This is a genomic window from Heterorhizobium halophytocola, from assembly GCF_017873095.1.
GTDB lineage: Bacteria > Pseudomonadota > Alphaproteobacteria > Rhizobiales > Rhizobiaceae > Allorhizobium > Allorhizobium halophytocola.
On the sequence record NZ_JAGGJU010000002.1, the window covers coordinates 162,090 to 179,989 of the forward strand.

Consider the following 17,900-nt stretch of genomic DNA (forward strand, 5'->3'; position numbering starts at 1 on the left):
TCGGCTTGGCGCGCGCCATCACAGACGATGGGACACGAAGACATGGATCTCCTCCCGGGCCCCCATCGCCGACCGACAGTCGTCACCAGCCATGCCGCGCCGATGACCCTCGGAGCGCTCTTCAACGGCTGTGTGCGGAACGGCCCCGCGGAACCTGGAGCGCGATTTTCGCATCCTCACTTCAGCACCCGGTTCAGGCAAGGATGGAGATGGTCATGACCGCGCGTGCAAGTGGGTCTGTGCTGTCGGGGCTCGTTGTGTCGGGTTCGTGAACGCCATCGACATCGACGATCGCGGTGCGGCCTCACCCCTGTCCGTCGATGGGGTGAGCCGGAGAGTTCTGCCGCTGCAACCCGGCGCACCGCCCACGGCGAGCGACGTCGTCGACATGAGCCAGTTGCCGTCGCGACCACTCCGGGAGGTTCGCGTCCGAAGGGTGCTTTTAGAGCGCCGATGGCCGCGGCAAGCGCGGGCCACCGGCTGCCGAATTCTGGTACCGTCGCGCAGTGTTGTGACACGCCCGCCGATATCGAGCGGCTCTGGGGCTACGCGCTGAATGCTCTGGCCGATGTTCAAAATTCCAAATGCGGGGCCGGGCGCGCAGCGGGACGACGCCCGTTTTCCGATCGCCTGTCGGGCCGGCGCATGTCACGTGCAGGCATCGGCGACCTTTCGACCGCCGCCGGGGATCTCCAGCAGAGCCTCCCGACGGAGGTTGTCCGCAGCGCGCGCCGATGCAGCAGCATCTGCATGGTCAGCCCATCGCCCTGATGATCCTGACGCGACTCGTCGAGTGCCATGCGCCGCAGGCCCAATGACGCAAGTCGCCGGCGATCGACATGGCAAGGGGTGATGCGTTATGAAAGTAACCGGCGAGGCAAGGCGCCGACCAGATGCACGGCCCCGAAATCAGCAGGCTGTGGCAGCAACGGCTATGGTTAACCGGTGGTCAACGGACACTCTTGCAGCGGTAACGAAACCAAGCGACCATATCCGTTTCAATAAGGAGCGCGGCGCCAACGACGTCAATGCGTTACCGAACCGGTTCTTATTGCATGTCGTGCGTCCATCGGGGGAGAAGCCTATCGGCTGGCTGAGTGGTGACTGCGTGCCGCCAGCTCTTTCGCCCACTGCAAGGCCAGCCGCGTGCCCATGACCTAGATCGTGTCCGTTTTCTCGCGCCGCTGTTCTGTTGCCGAAGCGGGGATCACGGTTCGACGTCCAGGAGACGGATGGTCTCCATGGCCATCATCCGCTCTTCGTTGGCGGGAATGATCAGGGTTTGGACATCACCCAGCGGCTTCATGTAGTCGAGAATGCGTCTGCGGACCGGCTCGGCATTTTCGCCGATGCCACCGGTAAACACCACCGCGTCTATGCCGCCGAGCGAGACGGCAAGGCCGGCTGCCGCCTGGGCGCATTTCATGGCGAAATAGTCGAGCGCGAACTGGGCCTGCGGGCCCGGATCGGCGATCAGCGTCGCGACATCGTTCGAGGTGCCCGACAGCCCGAGAAGCCCGGCCCTGTTGTAGATCAGGTCCTCGATTTCCTCCAGTGGCATTCCGAAGGTACGCTTCATCAGGAGGATTGCGCCGGGGTCGACAGCACCCGAACGCGTGCCCATGGGCACGCCGTCGACCGCCGTCATGCCCATGGTCGTGTCGATGCTCTGGCCATTTCTCATCGCGCAAAGGCTGGCACCATTGCCGAGATGGGCCGCAATGACCCGACCGCCTTGGATGTCGGGATGTTCGGTTGCAAGCACATGCGACAGCCATTGATAGGACAGGCCATGGAAGCCGTAGCGGCGGATACCCCGATCGAAGAGCGCCTGCGGCAGGGCGAAATGCGTGAACATCGGGCCGCGACTGGCATGAAAGGCCGTGTCGAAACAGGCAATGCCCGGAACCGCGCCGAGCAGGGTCTGCGCGGCCGCGATCGCCTCCAGGTTATGCGGCTGATGCAACGGCGCGAACGGAACCAGGGCTTCCAGATCCTTGACAACCGCGGGAGTCAGCAAGGTCGATCGCGTATAGTCCGTGCCGCCGTGGACGATCCGGTGGGCGACCGCCTGGATCTCCCAGTCACCGTCGTGCAGGTCGATGAAATCCATCAGGGCACCAAGCGCGGCGCGGTGATCGGCGCTGTCCGGCAGGGCGTTGTTGATCTTCGTGCCGTCCTGCAGACTGACCTCGAGTTCCGCGGCCGCGCCAATCCGGCTGACGACGCCCCGGGCAAGCAGCTCCAGATCGTGCCGTCCGAACACCCGGAACTTCAGGCTGGAAGACCCGGCATTCAGGGTCAGGATTGCCGGCTTCATTTGAGCATTCCCTTTTTCCGGCCGTCGTCGATCAGAACGGCGAGGGCGCAGGAGAGCATTCTGGCGCGCACGGAATCGGCCCGGCTGGTCAGCATGATCGGCACGCGGGCCCCGAGCACCACGCCCGCCGCATCGGCGCCGCCGAGAAAGATCAGCTGCTTGGCCAGCATGTTGCCCGACTCGATATCGGGCACGACAAGAATGTCGGCCTGTCCGGCGACGGGCGATATGATGCCCTTCTCCTTTGCCGCCGTCAGAGATACGGCGTTGTCGAAGGCGAGGGGGCCATCCAGAAGGGCGCCCTCGATCTGTCCGCGATCGACCATCTTGCAGAGTGCCGCGGCATCGAGGGTGGCCGGCATGCGGGGATTCACCGTCTCGACCGCGGCAAGGATCGCCACCTTCGGCGTGTCGGCCGGCCAGAGAACGCGCCACAGGCCGATCGCGTTTCGCACGATGTCGGCCTTGTCCTCCAGATCGGGCGTTATATTGACCGCGGCATCGGTGATGATGAAGGGATGCGGATAGTCCTTTGTGATGATCAGGAATACGTGGCTGATGCGCCGCTCGGTCCGCAGGCCGGCCGCCGGTGCCAGAATGGCCTTCAGCAGTTCGTCGGAATGCAGAGACCCCTTCATGATCGCGCCGACCTGGCCGGCGCCGCCCAGTTCGGCGGCCTTGTCGGCGGCCGCATGGCTGTGCGGCGTGTCGATGATCTCGTAGGTGTCGGGCTTGTGGCCAGCTTGCGTCAGGGCCCTTGCGATCTTCGTCGCCGGGCCGATCAGCACCGGATCGATCAGCCCGGCCGCAACGGCGTCGCCGACGGCCTCGAAGACCGTAGGCTGGACCGGATGGACGATGGCCGTCTTCAGCGGTAGAAGGCCGGCGCAACGCGCCATGATGGCCTGATAATGGGGCGTCATCGTCATGCCGTCTCCGCGTGCCGGGAAAGGATCCGCCGGGCGAGCGGAGGCCAGATGTCGGACATTGTCCTGCGCCCCAACAGCGGCCGGAAGAAGGGCGCGCTGTATCCGGCTTTGCCGCGATCTTGGTTGCTGCCTTGCCGCATGTTGGTGGTCTCTCGTTTGCCACTCGACCCTAGCGGATGGCGGCTGCGCGACATTGACTTATGTCAAGACAGCGATCGAGGCGGCAGGCGTGAGCAGCACGATGCCGGCAGCCGTTGGTAGCGAAACGCGCCATGCGGCCTCCACCATGCGCGCGGGACGCCTCTCCCGGCTGAACAGGCAGCAGCGTGCACCGCCAATGCCGTTGCGGCACGCCGGCCGCGTGGCAATGCCCGCGCCTCAAGCGGGCGGTTCGAACACGACGCCGGCAATGCGATCCGTTCTGCGGCCGCGCGCTCCGCAGGCGGGCCGGTGCCGCCGCTGATTTCGACCACCGCATTGCGCACCCTTACCGTTACCCGCTCGGGTGCAAGGCCGAGGTCCGCGCGCAGCCGGGTGGCCACGGCAAGCTGCAGCGCCTTGTCGGCTTTGGCAACGATATCGCGCTCTACAGGGATAAATCTCAGGATATCGCGCCGGCTGACGATGCCGACCAGCCTGTCTGCCTCGATAACCGGCAATCGCCTGATCTGGTGCCGGCGCATCCGCTCCACGATGTCCGTCACGGGCGTCACGGGCGTCACGGGCGTCATGGGCGTCATCGGCGAGACCGAGACCACCGGTATGGTCATGCAATCGCCAGCCGTCAGCGCATTTGCCTGAACATAGGACATGAAGAATGCGGTGCCGGGGTCTTCGGGTGGGGGGCTGCAGCACCCGCGCGCAATCGCTGCGCTTGAGGATGTCGCCTTCGGTCACGATGCCGCAAACCTTGCCGGCGTCATCGATGACGGGCAATCCGCTGACCCAATGTTCGAGCATCAAAGCGATGACGCGGCGGATATCGTTGCCCGGTGTGCCGGTGACGGGGCAGGGCTGATGATCTGCTGCGCGAGCACGCTGGGCTCCCTTTGCTGCCGGGCGCCTTCCGTTTGACCGGTCCCATGCGCCGGCCTTGATCTATCTCAACGGTTGCCACCTGCCGGACGACGCGTGAGCCATTTCTGCAGTTCGGTGGTGAGCACCAGCGATGATGCCGCAGCCAGCATCAGCATCCATTGCGCAAACGAGTTTGGAGCAATTTCGAGCGTGGTGCGGAACCAGGGAATATACATGGCCAGGATATGGATCGCCTGCGCCGCGACAACGCTTGCCAGCAGCAGCGGATTGCCGAAGAAGGGAAGCGAGAAGATCGACTGGCGTTCGGACCGGCTGGTAAAGGTCTGTACGTTCTCGAACATGACAAACAGCAGAAGCAGCATGTTGCGGGCCTGCGAGAGTTCGTAGCCCTGTGCCAGCAGCCAATAGAAGATTGCGAATCCGCCACCGCCGATGACAAGCGTCGACGCGAGAATGCGGGAGATCATCGTCCTGTCGAAGATCGGCTCCCGGGGGGTGCGGGGCGGCCGTGTCAGCTCGTTGCCTTCGGGTTTTTCGCTTGCCAGGGCAACATCCTGAATGCCGTTGGTAACAAGGTTCAGCCAGAGAAGCTGCACCGGCAGCAGGGGCATCGGCAGTCCAAGCGGGATCGCCAGCAGAAACAACAGTGTTTCCGCAGCGCCGGTCGCAACCAGCATCAGGATGACCTTGCGGATATTGGCATAGGCGGTCCGTCCCTCGCGTATGCCGCTGACGATCGAGGCGAAATTGTCGTCCGTCAGGACGATGTCGGCACTTTCCTTGGCGACCTCGGTACCCTTCAGGCCCATGGCGACGCCGACATGGGCATGCCTGAGCGCCGGCGCATCATTGATGCCGTCACCGGTGACCGCGACGAAATGACCGTTGCGGGCCATGGAAAGCACGATGGCCAGTTTCTGCGCCGGGGCGACCCGCGCGTAGATGCGGGCCGTGCGGGTCAAGGCGTCCAGCTGATCGGCGCCCGCCTCTTCCGCCAGCCGAACCTGATCCCCGGTGGTCAGCTGTCCCGGCGAGACATGCAGTCCGGCCTGCGCCGCGATGGCCGCTGCCGTTCTCGGATCATCGCCCGTCAGCATGGCGACGTCCACGCCGGCACTCCGGCAGTCCGCCATCGCCTGGGGCACCTCGCTGCGGATCGGGTCCTTCATGCCGACCAGGCCGAGAAAGACCAGTTCGACCAGGTGATGTGGCCCCGGTGTCTGTGCCGGATCATCGCTGATCTCGCCCTCGGCAAAGGCGAGGACCCGCAAGCCGCGTCCTGCCATCTCCTCTTTCTGGGCAAACAGGGTTTCGCGTTCGATCGGTACCAGGCGGTTGTCAACCTCCATGCGATCGGCCATGTCGATCAATGTCTCGGCAGATCCCTTGACGAAAATGCCGACCCGTTGTCCCCGGCGGTGAAAGGAGGCGGCGTATTTGAGGTCCGGTTCATACGGGATCCGCGCGACCAGGGGGTAGTCGTCGATCATGCCGCCGCTGGCGATCCCGGCCTTGTGCGCTGCCGCCAGCAGGGCGATATCGACGGTGTCGCCCACCCCTTGCCAGCTGCCTTCCCGGCAAACCAGCGATCCCTCATTGGGTAGCGATGCCGCGCGCAGCAGCCGTTCCGCCCGCTTGCCGGCCTGCGCGGTCGTCATGTTGGCGCCATGGATCCGGCAGGCATCGAAATCCTTGTGCGCATCAAGCACCAGATGGGTGCCATCGGGCAGGCGAATATCGGTTACGGTCAGTTCGTTAAGCGTCAAAGTTCCCGTCTTGTCGGTGGCAATCATGGTGCATGAGCCCAGGGTCTCGACCGCCGGCATGTGGCGCACGATGACATTGCGCCTGGCCATGCGGCGCATGCTGAGGGCGAGCGAAATCGAGATTGCGATCGGCAGTCCTTCGGGAATGGCGCAGACGGCAAGCGCGATCGACATCAGCAAGAGATCGTTCCACGCCAGCCCGCGCATCAAACCCATGGCAACCAGGCACAGGGAGATGCCGCCCACCGTCCAGGCGATCATGTTGGAGAAATGCGCCAATCGGATCATCAGCGGTGGTTGCGAAACAGAGGCCCTGCCGATCTCGACGGCGATCCTGCCGATCTGCGTGTCGCGACCGGTCGCGGTCACCAGACCCCTGCCGCGCCCCCGTGTGATCAGGGTCGCGGCGAATGCGATCATGGCTTTGTCATCAGCCGTCCGGTCTGCGTCGGATCTTGCGATCTTGTGCGCCGGCAGGGACTCGCCCGTCAGCAGGGATTCGTCGCATTGGAGATCATTGGCCTCGACCAGATCGAGGTCGGCCGGCACCCGGCTGCCGGCTTCCAGAAGGACGAGGTCTCCGGGCACCAGCCGGCTCGCCTCGATCCCGAGGGTCTGCCCATCCCGCACGACCACCGTTTGCGGCAGGTCGAGCTTGCGCAAGGCGACCGCTGCCCGACCGGCGGAATATTCCTGCGCTGCCCCGAGCAGGCCGTTCAGCAGCAGCACGATGGCAATGAAGACCGCATCCTCCAACTCGCTGACCATCAGCGACACAACCGCTGCCAGCAGAAGAATGTAGATCAGGGGACTGCGAAACTGGCGGATGAACAGCGCAAGCGGGGAGGGGGCCCGCGGTTCGGGAAGCTGGTTGGGGCCAAATCGCGCCAGACGCGTGCGTGCCTCGGCGCTCGTCAACCCCTGAGTAAAGGGTATGGCCGGCGCGTTTTCATCGGTTTTTACCGTCGTTGTCATCATAGGCCCGAAGGCTTGGACCCGCCTGTCCAGCGCCAGTTGCGGATTTCGGCCATGTCCTCGCCAAAGGACCTGACATGGCGGGAATGTTCGGCGAGCTTGTCCCGCAACGCGCCGAGCGCCGGTCCGGCCTTTTCCTTCAATCCGGGCACGCGTTCGATTGCTTCGATCGCCAGATGGAAGCGGTCGAGCTCGTTCAGCACGGCCATGTCGAACGGCGTCGTCGTCGTGCCTTCCTCGATGAAGCCCTTGACGTGGATGTTGCGATGATTGGTCCGCTTATAGGTCAACCGGTGAATGAGATGGGGATAGCCATGATAGGCAAAGATCACCGGTCGATCGGTGGTGAACAGTCGATCGAATTCGGCATCGGCAAGGCCGTGCGGGTGCTGTTCCCGCGACTGCAGGCTCATCAGGTCGACGACATTGACCACGCGGATGCGCAATTCGGGGATTGCCGTGCGCAGGAGATCGACGGCCGCCAGTGTCTCCAGGGTCGGCACGTCGCCGGCGCAGGCCATCACCACATCCGGCGACAGACCGTCCGTCGTCTCGGTTCCGGCCCAGCTCCAGATGCCGACACCCGCCTCGCAATGCCGGATCGCCTCGTCCATGCTCAGCCATTGCGGCTCGGGTTGCTTGCCGGCGACGATGACATTGATGCGGTTCCAGGTTTTCAGGCAATGGTCGCCCACCCACAGAAGCGTATTGGCATCCGGCGGAAGGTAGATGCGCACCGTATCTGCCTTCTTGTTGGCCACGAGATCGATGAAGCCGGGGTCCTGATGCGAGAAGCCGTTATGGTCCTGACGCCAGACATGGGAGGTCAGGAGGTAATTGAGCGAGGCGATCGGTTTGCGCCAGGGCAATCCGGCACTCACCTTCAGCCATTTGGCATGCTGGTTGAGCATCGAGTCGATGATGTGGATGAAGGCCTCGTAGCAGGAAAACAGGCCGTGCCGCCCGGTGAGCAGATATCCCTCGAGCCAGCCCTGGCAGAGATGCTCCGACAGCACCTCCATCACCCGGCCATCCGGTGACAATTGCACGTCATAGGGCTCGATTTCTTCCATCCACACACGGTCGGTGACATTGAACACTGCGCCCAGACGGTTCGATTGGGTTTCGTCCGGGCCGAAAATGCGGAAATTGGCGTTCTGCGCGTTCCGCGTCAGCACATCGCGCAGATACTGGCCGAGCACCTCGGTGGTCTGCACCACGGCGGCGCCGCGCTTCGCGCCTGAAACCGCGACGGCGTAGTCGCGGATCGAGGGAAGGGACAGATCCTTGCGCAGCACCCCGCCATTGGCGTGCGGATTGGCGCCCATGCGCCGTTCTCCGCGCGGTGCGAGTGCCCGCAGTTCCGGCTTCAACCGTCCCTCGCCGTCGAACAGGTCGTCCGGGCCGTAGCTGCGCATCCAGTCCTCCAGAATGCGGCGGTGGTTCGCGTTCTCGCGGCAATTGGCAACCGGGACCTGGTGGGCGCGCCAGAAACCTTCGACCTTCTTGCCATCGACCTCTTTCGGCCCGGTCCAGCCCTTGGGGCTTCGCAACACGATCATCGGCCAGCGCGGGCAGCCGGCGGTCATGCCGTTGCGCGCCCTTTGCTGGATGGCATGGATGCCGTCGGCCGCCCGGTCGAGGATCCTCGCCATGCACTGGTGCATCCTCTCCGGCGCATGGCCCTCGACGAATAGCGGTTCGTAACCATAGCCCCGGAACAGATGGGTCAGGTCCTCCTCGCTCATGCGCGCCAGCAATGTCGGGCCGGCGATCTTGTAGCCATTGAGATGCAGGATCGGCAGCACGGCCCCGTCGCGGGCCGGATTGAGAAACTTGTTGGAATGCCAGCTGGCCGCCAGGGCGCCGGTTTCGGCCTCGCCATCGCCGATCACGCAGGCGGCGATCAGGTCCGGATTGTCGAAGACGGCGCCAAAGGCATGGACCAGCGCATAGCCGAGTTCGCCGCCCTCGTGGATGGAGCCCGGTGTTTCAGGCGCCGCATGGCTCGGAATCCCGCCCGGAAAGGAGAATTGCCTGAACAGCGCCTTCAAGCCCGCAGCATCCTCGGACACCTGCGGATAGATCTCGCTATAGGTGCCCTCCAGATAGGTGCTCGCCACCATGCCCGGTCCGCCATGGCCCGGGCCGCATATATAAAGGACGGATAGGTCGCGGGCGCGGATGACACGGTTGAGATGGGTGTAGATGAAGTTGAGGCCCGGCGTCGTACCCCAATGGCCGAGCAGTCGTGGCTTGATGTGCTCCGCCTTGAGCGGCTCGCGCAGGAGCGGATTGTCGAGCAGGTAGATCTGACCGACCGACAGATAGTTGGCGGCACGCCAGTAGCGGTCCATGAGGACCAGTTCATCGGCCGTCAGCGGTGATGTGGCAGTGGCAGGCTCTGCAAGATGGGACTGCATGGGCTTACTCCTCTCTGCGTCTTGTCGAACGGTGGCCGGGACATTGTCCGGCCGGTGCGATACGGGTCTCCGGGCCCGCTCCCCGGCCTCGGCCAGCAAGGGCGGGCGCCGATAGAAGAGGCCGGTGAATTCGATCCTGGTCGTCTGCATGCGATATCCGGGTCGTAGGAGCCCCCGGCGACTTGAGGGTCCCGCGGTGGGGGGCCTGGAAGCAACTCCCGATTGCCTGTATCGCCCGAATTCGCCTTGCCTGCTTTGACAAAACTCAATTGGGTGCGCGTATCGCAAGGCAGGCCACCATCCACGGCTTCCCATGCTGCAATCCGGTGCGGGGTTTGACGCACGTCAAAGCTGGCAGCCATTCAGTCGCTTAGTCTTTGCCCAGTGGCGCCGCTCCGGCGCGCAGGGTGGAGATATCGTCATGACACTGAAGATCGACGGATCGTTTCCGGACTTTGCAGATGTTCCCGGCTTTGCCGGTGCGCAAAACCTGATGCGCAACACCATGCGCATGCAGGTCAAGGCGTTCGAGGCTGCGATGCGCTGCCAGATCGAGGCGCTCGACTTTCTCAAGCGCCGCTATGCCGAGGACATCAAGCTGATGAACGACCTGGCTCAAAGCACGGAAACGAAGGACACCTTCGACGTGATGAGCAACTTCGTCCAGAATGCGACGGTGGAATATGCGGACGAAACCGGAAAGATCGCGACCATCGGCTCGAAGCTCGTCTCCGAAACGGCCGAGCGGGTGCGCGGCGAGGCCGTGACCGCCTTCGAGGACATGGCTGTCAAGACGGTCGGGTGACGCCGATGTCCGGCATCGAGACGGCGGCCGCGGGCGCAAGGCGGCGAAAGCCGGAGGGTACGGCGGCATCCCGCCTGTCGCCCGCAACGGCACGGCCCCAGGTGCGTGCTCCGGCGGCGGCCGTCATTGCCGCCTCCGGCAATCCGGCCTCACCGGCTTCTGTACCCGGCGAGATCCATGATCGCGCGCTTCACGATCTGGACCACCTGTTTCATGCCGCTCTGGCATCGCTGACCGCCGGCCTCTCGCCCGCAAGCCTGATGCTGGCCTGGCAGGACTGGGCCATGCATCTCGCCATGTCGCCCGGCAAAATGCTGGACCTGCAGTCGAAAGCCCTGGAGAAGGCGCAGAGGCTGGCGCATTTCCTGGCCGATTTCCCCGCCGACGGTGGTCCGGGGACGCCCTGCATTTCGCCCTTGCCGCAGGATCGGCGTTTCCGCCATCCTGCCTGGCAGCGATTTCCGTATAATCTGATCCACCAGCACTTTCTGCTGACGCAACAGTTCTGGCACAATGCCACGACCGGTGTTCCCGGTGTGACCCGTCGGCACGAGCGTCTTGCGGAATTCTACAGCCGCCAGTTCCTCGATATGCTGTCGCCGTCGAATATCCTGGCACTCAATCCGGAAGTGCTCGAAAGGACGGTGCAGCAAGGCGGCGCAAACCTTGTGACCGGCCTGCAGAACTGGCTGGACGATCTTGTCCGCCGCAATGCGGGGGAAGTGCCGCCTGGCGCCGAGCAGTTCCGCCCCGGCATTGAGGTGGCAAAAACGCCAGGCGACGTGGTCTTTCGTAACGACCTGATGGAATTGATACGCTACCGGCCGAAGACGGCCCGGGTGAAGGCCGAACCCGTGCTGATCGTGCCGGCATGGATCATGAAATACTATATTCTCGATCTGTCGCCGGAAAATTCGCTGGTCGGCTATCTGCTGGGCCACGGCTTCGAGGTGCTGTGCATCTCCTGGAAGAACCCGACGTCGAAACAGCGCGACCTGTCGCTCGACGACTACCGCGAACGCGGTGTGATGGCGGCGCTCGACTGGATCACGCGGTGCCTTCGCAAGACGCGCATTCATGGCGTCGGTTACTGTCTCGGGGGAACGCTGCTGTCGATCGCTGCCGCCGCCATGGCGCGGGACGGGGACGGGCGGCTGGCCAGCCTCTCGCTGTTTGCCGCCCAGGTCGATTTCGAGGAGCCGGGCGAACTTGGACTTTTCGTCGATGAAAGCCAGATCGCGCTGCTCGAGGACGTCATGTGGACGGAAGGGACCCTCAGCCAGCGCAAGATGGCGGGCGCCTTCCAGATGCTGCGGTCCCAGGATCTCGTCTGGTCGCGTGTCATTCGCGAATATCTGCTGGGCGAGCGGCCGCCAATGAACGACCTGATGGCCTGGAACGCGGATGCCACCCGCATGCCCTATCGCATGCATTCGCAATATCTGCGGCAACTCTATCTCGACAACGACCTGGCCCAGGGGCGCTTTCGCGTGGACGGACGACCGGTGCATGTCGAGGACATCGCGGTGCCGGCATTCGCGGTCGGCACGGTGACGGATCATGTCGCTCCGTGGCGCTCCGTCTTCAAGCTCATTCACCTTCTGGATGTCGATGTGGACTTTGTGCTGACCAGTGGTGGGCACAATGCCGGGATCGTCTCCGAGCCGGGGCACCGCCATCGGTCCTATCGCCACCAGCAGTACCGGCACGGCACACCGCATCCGGATCCCGACCGCTGGGTTGCCGAGACGCAGGAGGAAGATGGATCCTGGTGGCCCGTATGGATCGAATGGCTGCGCCGGCATTCGTCCGGCGATATCGAGGTGGACACCATGGCCCCCGCGCCCGCCGCAATCTGTCCGGCGCCCGGGACCTATGTGCTGGAACGATAGCCGTGAACGTTCCTTTCGGGGGCCAGGCTGCCCAGACAACCGGATTGCCGTGACGCCGGGTGGAAATCGGGGGCCGGCGGCAGCGCGGGCCGGTGCCGTGGTCGGCCCTTGTGTCGATGCTGCAGGGCAGGCCCCTAGCCGGCGTCGCGCCCCTCGAAGATCGCCTTGCTGATCTTGGCGTGAATGCCCCAGTTTCCATCCGCCACCTGGGTTACGCCGAAGTCGACACCGACGGAGATCAGCGAGATCGCCTCGTCCTCGTCGAGACCATAACGCTCCATCAGGAACTTGCGGGCCGCACGGAAGGCACTTTTCAGGGCGCGGTTGAGGGACGATCGCTTGAACACTTCCGACTGCGCATTGCGGCCAAGCTCGCGCAGATAGTTGGTGTAGCTGAAACCGTGCAGCAGCCAGTCGGTCGGGGTTTCGATCAGCGGCGCGCCGAGACCGTTCAGATAGGTCTTTTCGGTCTCGTTGCGCTTGTGCAGCACGAGCCGGACATTGCCGGTCAGCGAGCATTCGAGCGCCGTGCCGGAAATCTCGCCGTCGCCCTGGGCCAGATGCGGATCGCCGATCGACAGAAGCGCACCGGGCACGGCAACCGGCAAATAGATCGAACTGCCCTTGCCGGCACGCCAGTTGTCGATATTGCCGCCGAAATAGCCCGGCGGCACGGAATCCACCAGTTCGGCTTCGCGCGGGGCGACGGCGACGAATCCGAAATGCGGGCGCACCGGTATCCTGACGCCGGCCATGATCCCGGGCCGCTCCTCGAGCTTGCCGTGATCGACCGGTATGCCGGGATAGTCGATATGCTCGTGCAGCACGCCGAACGGGTCGGTCTGCGGTTGCCAGACAAAGCTGTAGACCGCTTCGGCAAAGCCGCTCTCGCCATCCGCGTCCGTCCGGTAGATGGTCACCACCTCGCGTTTCTTCGGTTCGCTCAGCATGTCGTCGTGATGGTAGCCCCAGGCCGCCGCGGCATTGCTGCCGAAGGCGAAGCCCCGATGTTCGGGATTGGCCGAGGGACGCGGTTTCAGATCGAGGATCTCGATCTCCAGCACATCGCCGGGCTCCGCCCCGTGGACGAAGATCGGGCCGGTGCAGATATGCACGCCGAAGCCTTCGCCGGCCCCCCGGCCGAAGATCGAGGCGTTGACCGGGCCGGCACCGCGTCGATTGACCGCCTTGTAGCTCGCCGTCCAGCGAAACACGCTTTGCGCCCCCTCGTCGCCGCGGATCATCCGCTCATAGTCGTCATAGGCGTGCTGGGTCAGGGTCTCGACCGTCACCTGGTCGCCGGACCGCACTCGCAGCACCGGCGGTATGGAGCGGCTGAGATAGCCCCAGTGTACGGTATCGCGGGAGACGGCCAGATGATGGTGGCCGGGTGCCAACGGCGCGCGGCCTTCCGGCTCGGGCCGCGCCGGTTCTGCGTCGCCGCCGCCTGTGACAACCGGGGCCGGGGACTGGCTGCGGGCCGGGCGACCTGTGCCGTGCAGGGGGCGGCCCCGTGTCCAGCGGGTCTCGACGGTTTCGCCCGACGTCTTGCGCAGGTCGCGAGGTGATATGCCGTAGGCGCTGCTGAACGCCCGGCTGAAATGGGCCGCATTGCCGAATCCCCAGCGAAAACCGATCTCGGCGACGCTGCAGTCGCAATATTGCGGATTGAGCAGATCCTTGCGGCAGTGCTCCAGGCGGCGATGGCGCACATAATCCGAAAATGCACGGTCCTGGGCCTCGAACAGCTTCTGGATATAACGCGGCGAAAGCCCCTCGCTCCTGGCAATGTCGCCGATCGCCAGCTCCGGCTCGCCGAGCCGCAGTTCGATCTGGGCGCAGACCCTGGAGAAATGCGCCGCCTGCACCTGGCTGACGCTGTCTTCGTCGTGACGGGTCTCGGCGAGCAGCGCCGCCAGCACAAGCTCGGTGATGGCGGCTTCCCCGGCCATCACGTCGCGGTCTTCCAGGAGGGCGAAATTGGAACAGAAGGCCCGCATGGCCGGTCTTGCGGCAGCCGCCGATCCGGATTCGCCGAGCACCGTGGTCGGTGCATGCGGGTTGCGGCCGATCCGGTTCAGGATGCGCTCGCGCGGGACTTGCAAAAGCAGCATCTCGAAGTCGTTGCGCAGATGCATCCGCCAGTTTTCCAGCGGATCGCCGACCCAGATGTCGCCGTCGGCGAACTCGCAGGCCCGCCGCCCGCCATCGGTGACATGGCCGCGCCCATACTGGATGAAACCGATATTGAGCGCGCCTTCGGGCCGGGCGAGGGGGACGAAATCCTGTGACGAGGAACGCAGCAGCGCCAGCCGCGCCCCCGAGGGCGAATCCTTGATCGAGATGTCGCCGAACTGGAACACACCGGACGCCGGCTGCGGGTTTGCCAGCGACAGCAGCACCAGCGTCTCGCGCCAGATCGCCTCCTGTCGGCTGGCCGGGAAGGCACTGATCGAGATCGGCACGGATCGGCTCATCATCGTCCCCTTTGCTGCACTGCATCTTACCCGTTCAGCGGACGGGCGCTTGACGAATGGCGCACAAAAACTTTGCAGCAATGCTGCGCCGCGATCCGCGAAAAGGCAAGCATCCTCATCGTAACCGGATGATTTCGCGCGGAATTTTCGCCTTTGGAGGGAAGCCTCACTGTGCCGGGAGTCGAAATTGCATTGCGCGCGCAGCATTGCGGAGCGGAGGCATTGCGACATAGCCTTGTTGCACCGCACGCACTGACGGAACGGACCGGAAGGTTCGCAAACGCTTGAAAAGAGCAAAGAGGGAACAATGAATCGTCGTGGATTTCTGACAAAGGGCCTGGTGGGTAGCGCTGCCGCCGCCAGCCTTGCCGCTCCGACCATCGCCAGGGCTCAAGAGAGCTTCAGCTGGAAGATGACCAATGCCTATGGTCCGGGTTCGCCCTTCTATGTCACGGGCCCGGGCAGCCCGACCCATTTCTGCGAGATGGTGAAGACCATGTCGGGCGGGCGCCTCGACATCCAGCATTTCGCAGCTGGCGAATTGATCCCGGCGCTCGAGGGCTTCGATGCCGTTTCCGCCGGGACGGTCGAGATGAACGCCGCCAACGCCTATTACTGGGCCGGCAAGGTTCCGGCCGCGCAGTTTTTCACCACCGTGCCGTTCGGGCTGAACTTCCAGGGCCAGAGCGCCTGGATCTACCACGGCGGCGGGCAGGCGCTGTGGGACGAACTCTATGCACCGTTCAACCTGGTGCCGATGCAGATGGGCAATACCGGCGTGCAGATGACCGGCTGGTTCCGCAAGCCGATCGAGAAGATCGACGACCTGAAGGGCCTGAAGATGCGCATCGCCGGCCTGGCGGGCAAGGTCTATTCCAAGCTCGGCGTCGATGTGAAGCTGCTGCCCGGCGGCGAGATCTTCCCCGCGCTCGAACGGGGCGTGATCGACGCGGCCGAATTCGTCGGCCCTTATCAGGACCGCCGGCTGGGCCTGCAGAAGGCGGCGAAATACTATTATACGACCGGCTGGCACGAGCCGTGCAACGTCACCGAACTGATCATCAACAAGACCGCCTGGGACAGCCTTCCCGACGACCTGAAGGAGATGGTCCGCGCGGCTGCGGCGGCCTGCAACGTGCTCAGCCATACCTGGTGCGAGGCGACCAATGCGGATGCGCTGGCCGACCTGATTGCCAATGAGGGCGTGATCGCCAATCCGCTGCCGCCGGAAGTGGTCGAGGGCCTGCGCGCCACCACCAAGGCGACGCTCGACGAGATGGCCGCCGGCGATCCGGCGATCAAGAAGGTCTACGACAACTTCGTCGCCTTCAAGGAGAAGCACAGCCAGTGGGCCGGCATTTCCGAAGCCGTCTATCAGTCGCAGATCCGCAGCTGAGCCGATGCTGAACCGGCTTGAAACCGTCGCCGACCACCTCGACAAGTGTGTCGAGGTGGTCGGTCGCATCGCTGCCTGGAGCGGTCTGCTGCTCGTTCTGGTGATGGCCAACAATGTGCTGCTGCGATACCTGTTCAACACCGGATCGGTGGCCCTGCAGGAGCTGGAATGGCATCTGATGTCGCCGCTGGCACTGCTTTGCATCGCCTATACGGTGCAGCAGGAGGGCCATGTGCGGGTCGACGTCCTCTATGCGCGTTTTCCGGCCTCCCTGCGGCAGGCGATCGATCTGTTCTCGACCGCCTGTGTCCTGATCTTCGCGCTGGTCGTCGTGCTGCTGTCCTGGCCCTATGTCATGCAGTCCTACCGCATCGGCGAGGGTTCTCCCGATCCGGGCGGCCTGCCGTTCCGCTTCGTGCTGAAGGCGATGATCCCGGCGGGATTCGGTCTCCTGGCGCTGCAGAGCATGGCGTCTCTCCTGCGCTCCGTCGCTTCTTGTTTCGGCCGCACCCCGGGTGCCGCGCCGGTCTCCCGCTAGAGGCGGTCAATGTGCTATAACGAACTTCTCGTCATCGCCTGCATCCTGTCCTTCTTCGCACTCCTGTTTGTCGGCGTTCCGGTGGCGCTGACGCTGGCGATCAGCGGCTTCTTCTTCGGCTATCTCGGTTTCGGCACCACACTTTTCGCGCTTCTGCCGGCGCGCATCTACGGCGTCACCGCCAATTACACGCTGATCGCCATCCCGCTCTTCGTGTTCATGGGAGTGATGCTGGAGAAATCCAGGATGGCGGCGGAACTGATGGATGTGATTGGCCATCTGTCCGGACCCTTGCGCGGCGGCATGGGGCTCGGCATCATTCTCGTCGGCATGCTGATGGGCGCGACGACCGGCATTGTCGGGGCCACCATCGTCACGCTCGGCATGCTGACGCTGCCGACCCTGCTGCGCCGCGGCTATGACAACCGGCTGGCAACCGGTGCGATCTGCGCCTCCGGGACGCTGGGCCAGCTCATACCGCCGAGCACGGTGCTGATCCTGCTGGCCGACATTCTGGGAAAATCCGTCGGTACGCTGTTTGCCGCGGCGCTCATGCCGGGCCTGCTGCTGACCGCCATCTATTGCGCCTACATGCTGCTGGTCGGGCTGATTTGGCCGGACAAGGCGCCGCCGATTCCGCTTGCCGAACGCCGTGCGCTCAGCGGTCGCCAGTTGCTGATCAAGACGATCAAGGTCGGCCTGCCGCCGATCGGGCTGGTGCTGGCGGTGATGGGATCGATCATCGGCGGCATCGCGGCCCCGACCGAAGCGGCCAGCATGGGGGCGATCGGTTCTATCGTGATCGCGGTGCTGGCCCGGCGGTTCAACTGGGCGACCCTGGTATCCACCGTCGAAACCACGGCGCGGATCACCGCGGCGATGTTCTTCGTGCTGATCTGCTCGCAGGTCTTCGCCCTGTCGTTTCGCGGCCTTGGCGGGGAACGGCTGGTGCATGACGCCTTCGCCCTGGTCCCCGGCGGCACCGATGGCATCCTGATCTTCATGCTGTTGCTGATCTTCATCCTCGGTTTCTTCATCGAGTGGATCGAGATCAGCTATATCGTCGTGCCGTTGTTCCTGCCGCTGCTGATCAATGCCGGCGTCGATCTTATCTGGGCTGCGGCCCTGATCGCCACCGTCCTGCAGACCTCCTTTCTCACGCCGCCTTTCGGCTGGGCGCTGTTCTACCTGCGGGGTGTCGCACCGCCGGAGGTCAGGACGAGCGATATCTACAAGGGCGTGGTTCCCTTCATCTGCCTGCAATTGCTGGCCCTTGTTCTCATCTTCGTTTTTCCGCAGATTGCCACTTGGCTGCCTGATGCGATCGGCTGGTAGGATTCA

General features: G+C 64.1%; 11 protein-coding genes and 1 pseudogene. 5 read left to right on the forward strand and 7 right to left on the reverse strand.

The window, feature by feature from the left end; translation table 11 throughout:
- Positions 1 to 1,207: 1,207 nt before the first annotated feature.
- The 6 genes and pseudogenes from J2Z17_RS04015 to J2Z17_RS04040 form a co-directional block, all read right to left on the reverse strand.
- Positions 1,208 to 2,320 carry an acetate/propionate family kinase gene (locus tag J2Z17_RS04015; protein WP_209942447.1) on the reverse strand — a complete coding sequence of 371 codons (1,113 nt, stop codon included), beginning with the start codon at positions 2,318 to 2,320 and terminating at the stop codon, positions 1,208 to 1,210.
- Complete coding sequence (locus tag J2Z17_RS04020) at positions 2,317 to 3,249, reverse strand: bifunctional enoyl-CoA hydratase/phosphate acetyltransferase (protein ID WP_209942449.1); 933 nt, start codon at positions 3,247 to 3,249, stop codon at positions 2,317 to 2,319. Before J2Z17_RS04020 ends, J2Z17_RS04015 begins: the two co-directional genes overlap by 4 nt.
- Before the next feature lie 203 nt (positions 3,250 to 3,452).
- On the reverse strand, positions 3,453 to 4,061 hold the full coding sequence (locus J2Z17_RS04025) for a CBS domain-containing protein (RefSeq protein ID WP_209942451.1): 609 nt from the start codon (positions 4,059 to 4,061) through the stop codon (positions 3,453 to 3,455).
- 70 nt (positions 4,062 to 4,131) lie between these two features.
- Positions 4,132 to 4,347: pseudogene (locus tag J2Z17_RS25585) on the reverse strand (CBS domain-containing protein); the annotation flags it as partial.
- Between the two features lie 5 nt (positions 4,348 to 4,352).
- A complete protein-coding gene (locus J2Z17_RS04035) occupies positions 4,353 to 7,028 on the reverse strand; it encodes a cation-translocating P-type ATPase (protein WP_377299981.1) in 2,676 nt (891 codons plus the stop codon).
- Entirely contained in the window at positions 7,028 to 9,451 is a 2,424-nt protein-coding gene (locus J2Z17_RS04040) for a phosphoketolase family protein (RefSeq protein WP_209942455.1), read from the reverse strand. The genes J2Z17_RS04035 and J2Z17_RS04040 overlap by 1 nt, the downstream gene beginning before the upstream one ends.
- 421 nt (positions 9,452 to 9,872) lie before the next feature.
- Here J2Z17_RS04040 and J2Z17_RS04045 point away from each other — a divergent pair, with 421 nt between their 5' ends.
- Positions 9,873 to 10,256, forward strand: a complete 384-nt coding sequence (locus tag J2Z17_RS04045) for a phasin family protein (protein WP_245223861.1) — start codon at positions 9,873 to 9,875, stop codon at positions 10,254 to 10,256.
- A 5-nt stretch (positions 10,257 to 10,261) separates the two neighbouring features.
- Positions 10,262 to 12,148 (forward strand): PHA/PHB synthase family protein, encoded by a 1,887-nt coding sequence (locus tag J2Z17_RS04050; protein WP_209942951.1) that lies wholly within the window; start codon positions 10,262 to 10,264, stop codon positions 12,146 to 12,148.
- Positions 12,149 to 12,282: 134 nt separating this feature from the next.
- Here J2Z17_RS04050 and J2Z17_RS04055 read toward each other — a convergent pair whose 3' ends face one another.
- Positions 12,283 to 14,625, reverse strand: coding sequence for an acetamidase/formamidase family protein (locus J2Z17_RS04055; RefSeq protein ID WP_209942457.1), 2,343 nt, complete (start codon positions 14,623 to 14,625; stop codon positions 12,283 to 12,285).
- A 307-nt stretch (positions 14,626 to 14,932) separates the two neighbouring features.
- Between J2Z17_RS04055 and J2Z17_RS04060 the strand changes: the two genes are divergently transcribed.
- Genes J2Z17_RS04060 through J2Z17_RS04070 form a run of 3 tightly spaced genes read left to right on the forward strand, consistent with a single transcriptional unit; the run spans position 14,933 to position 17,894 of the window.
- Positions 14,933 to 16,021: a TRAP transporter substrate-binding protein gene (locus tag J2Z17_RS04060; protein WP_209942459.1), complete on the forward strand. Its 1,089-nt coding sequence runs from the start codon at positions 14,933 to 14,935 to the stop codon at positions 16,019 to 16,021.
- Positions 16,022 to 16,025: 4 nt separating this feature from the next.
- A complete protein-coding gene (locus J2Z17_RS04065) occupies positions 16,026 to 16,559 on the forward strand; it encodes a TRAP transporter small permease subunit (protein ID WP_209942461.1) in 534 nt (177 codons plus the stop codon).
- A 9-nt stretch (positions 16,560 to 16,568) separates the two neighbouring features.
- Positions 16,569 to 17,894 carry a TRAP transporter large permease gene (locus J2Z17_RS04070; RefSeq protein ID WP_209942463.1) on the forward strand — a complete coding sequence of 442 codons (1,326 nt, stop codon included), beginning with the start codon at positions 16,569 to 16,571 and terminating at the stop codon, positions 17,892 to 17,894.
- Positions 17,895 to 17,900: the final 6 nt, after the last annotated feature.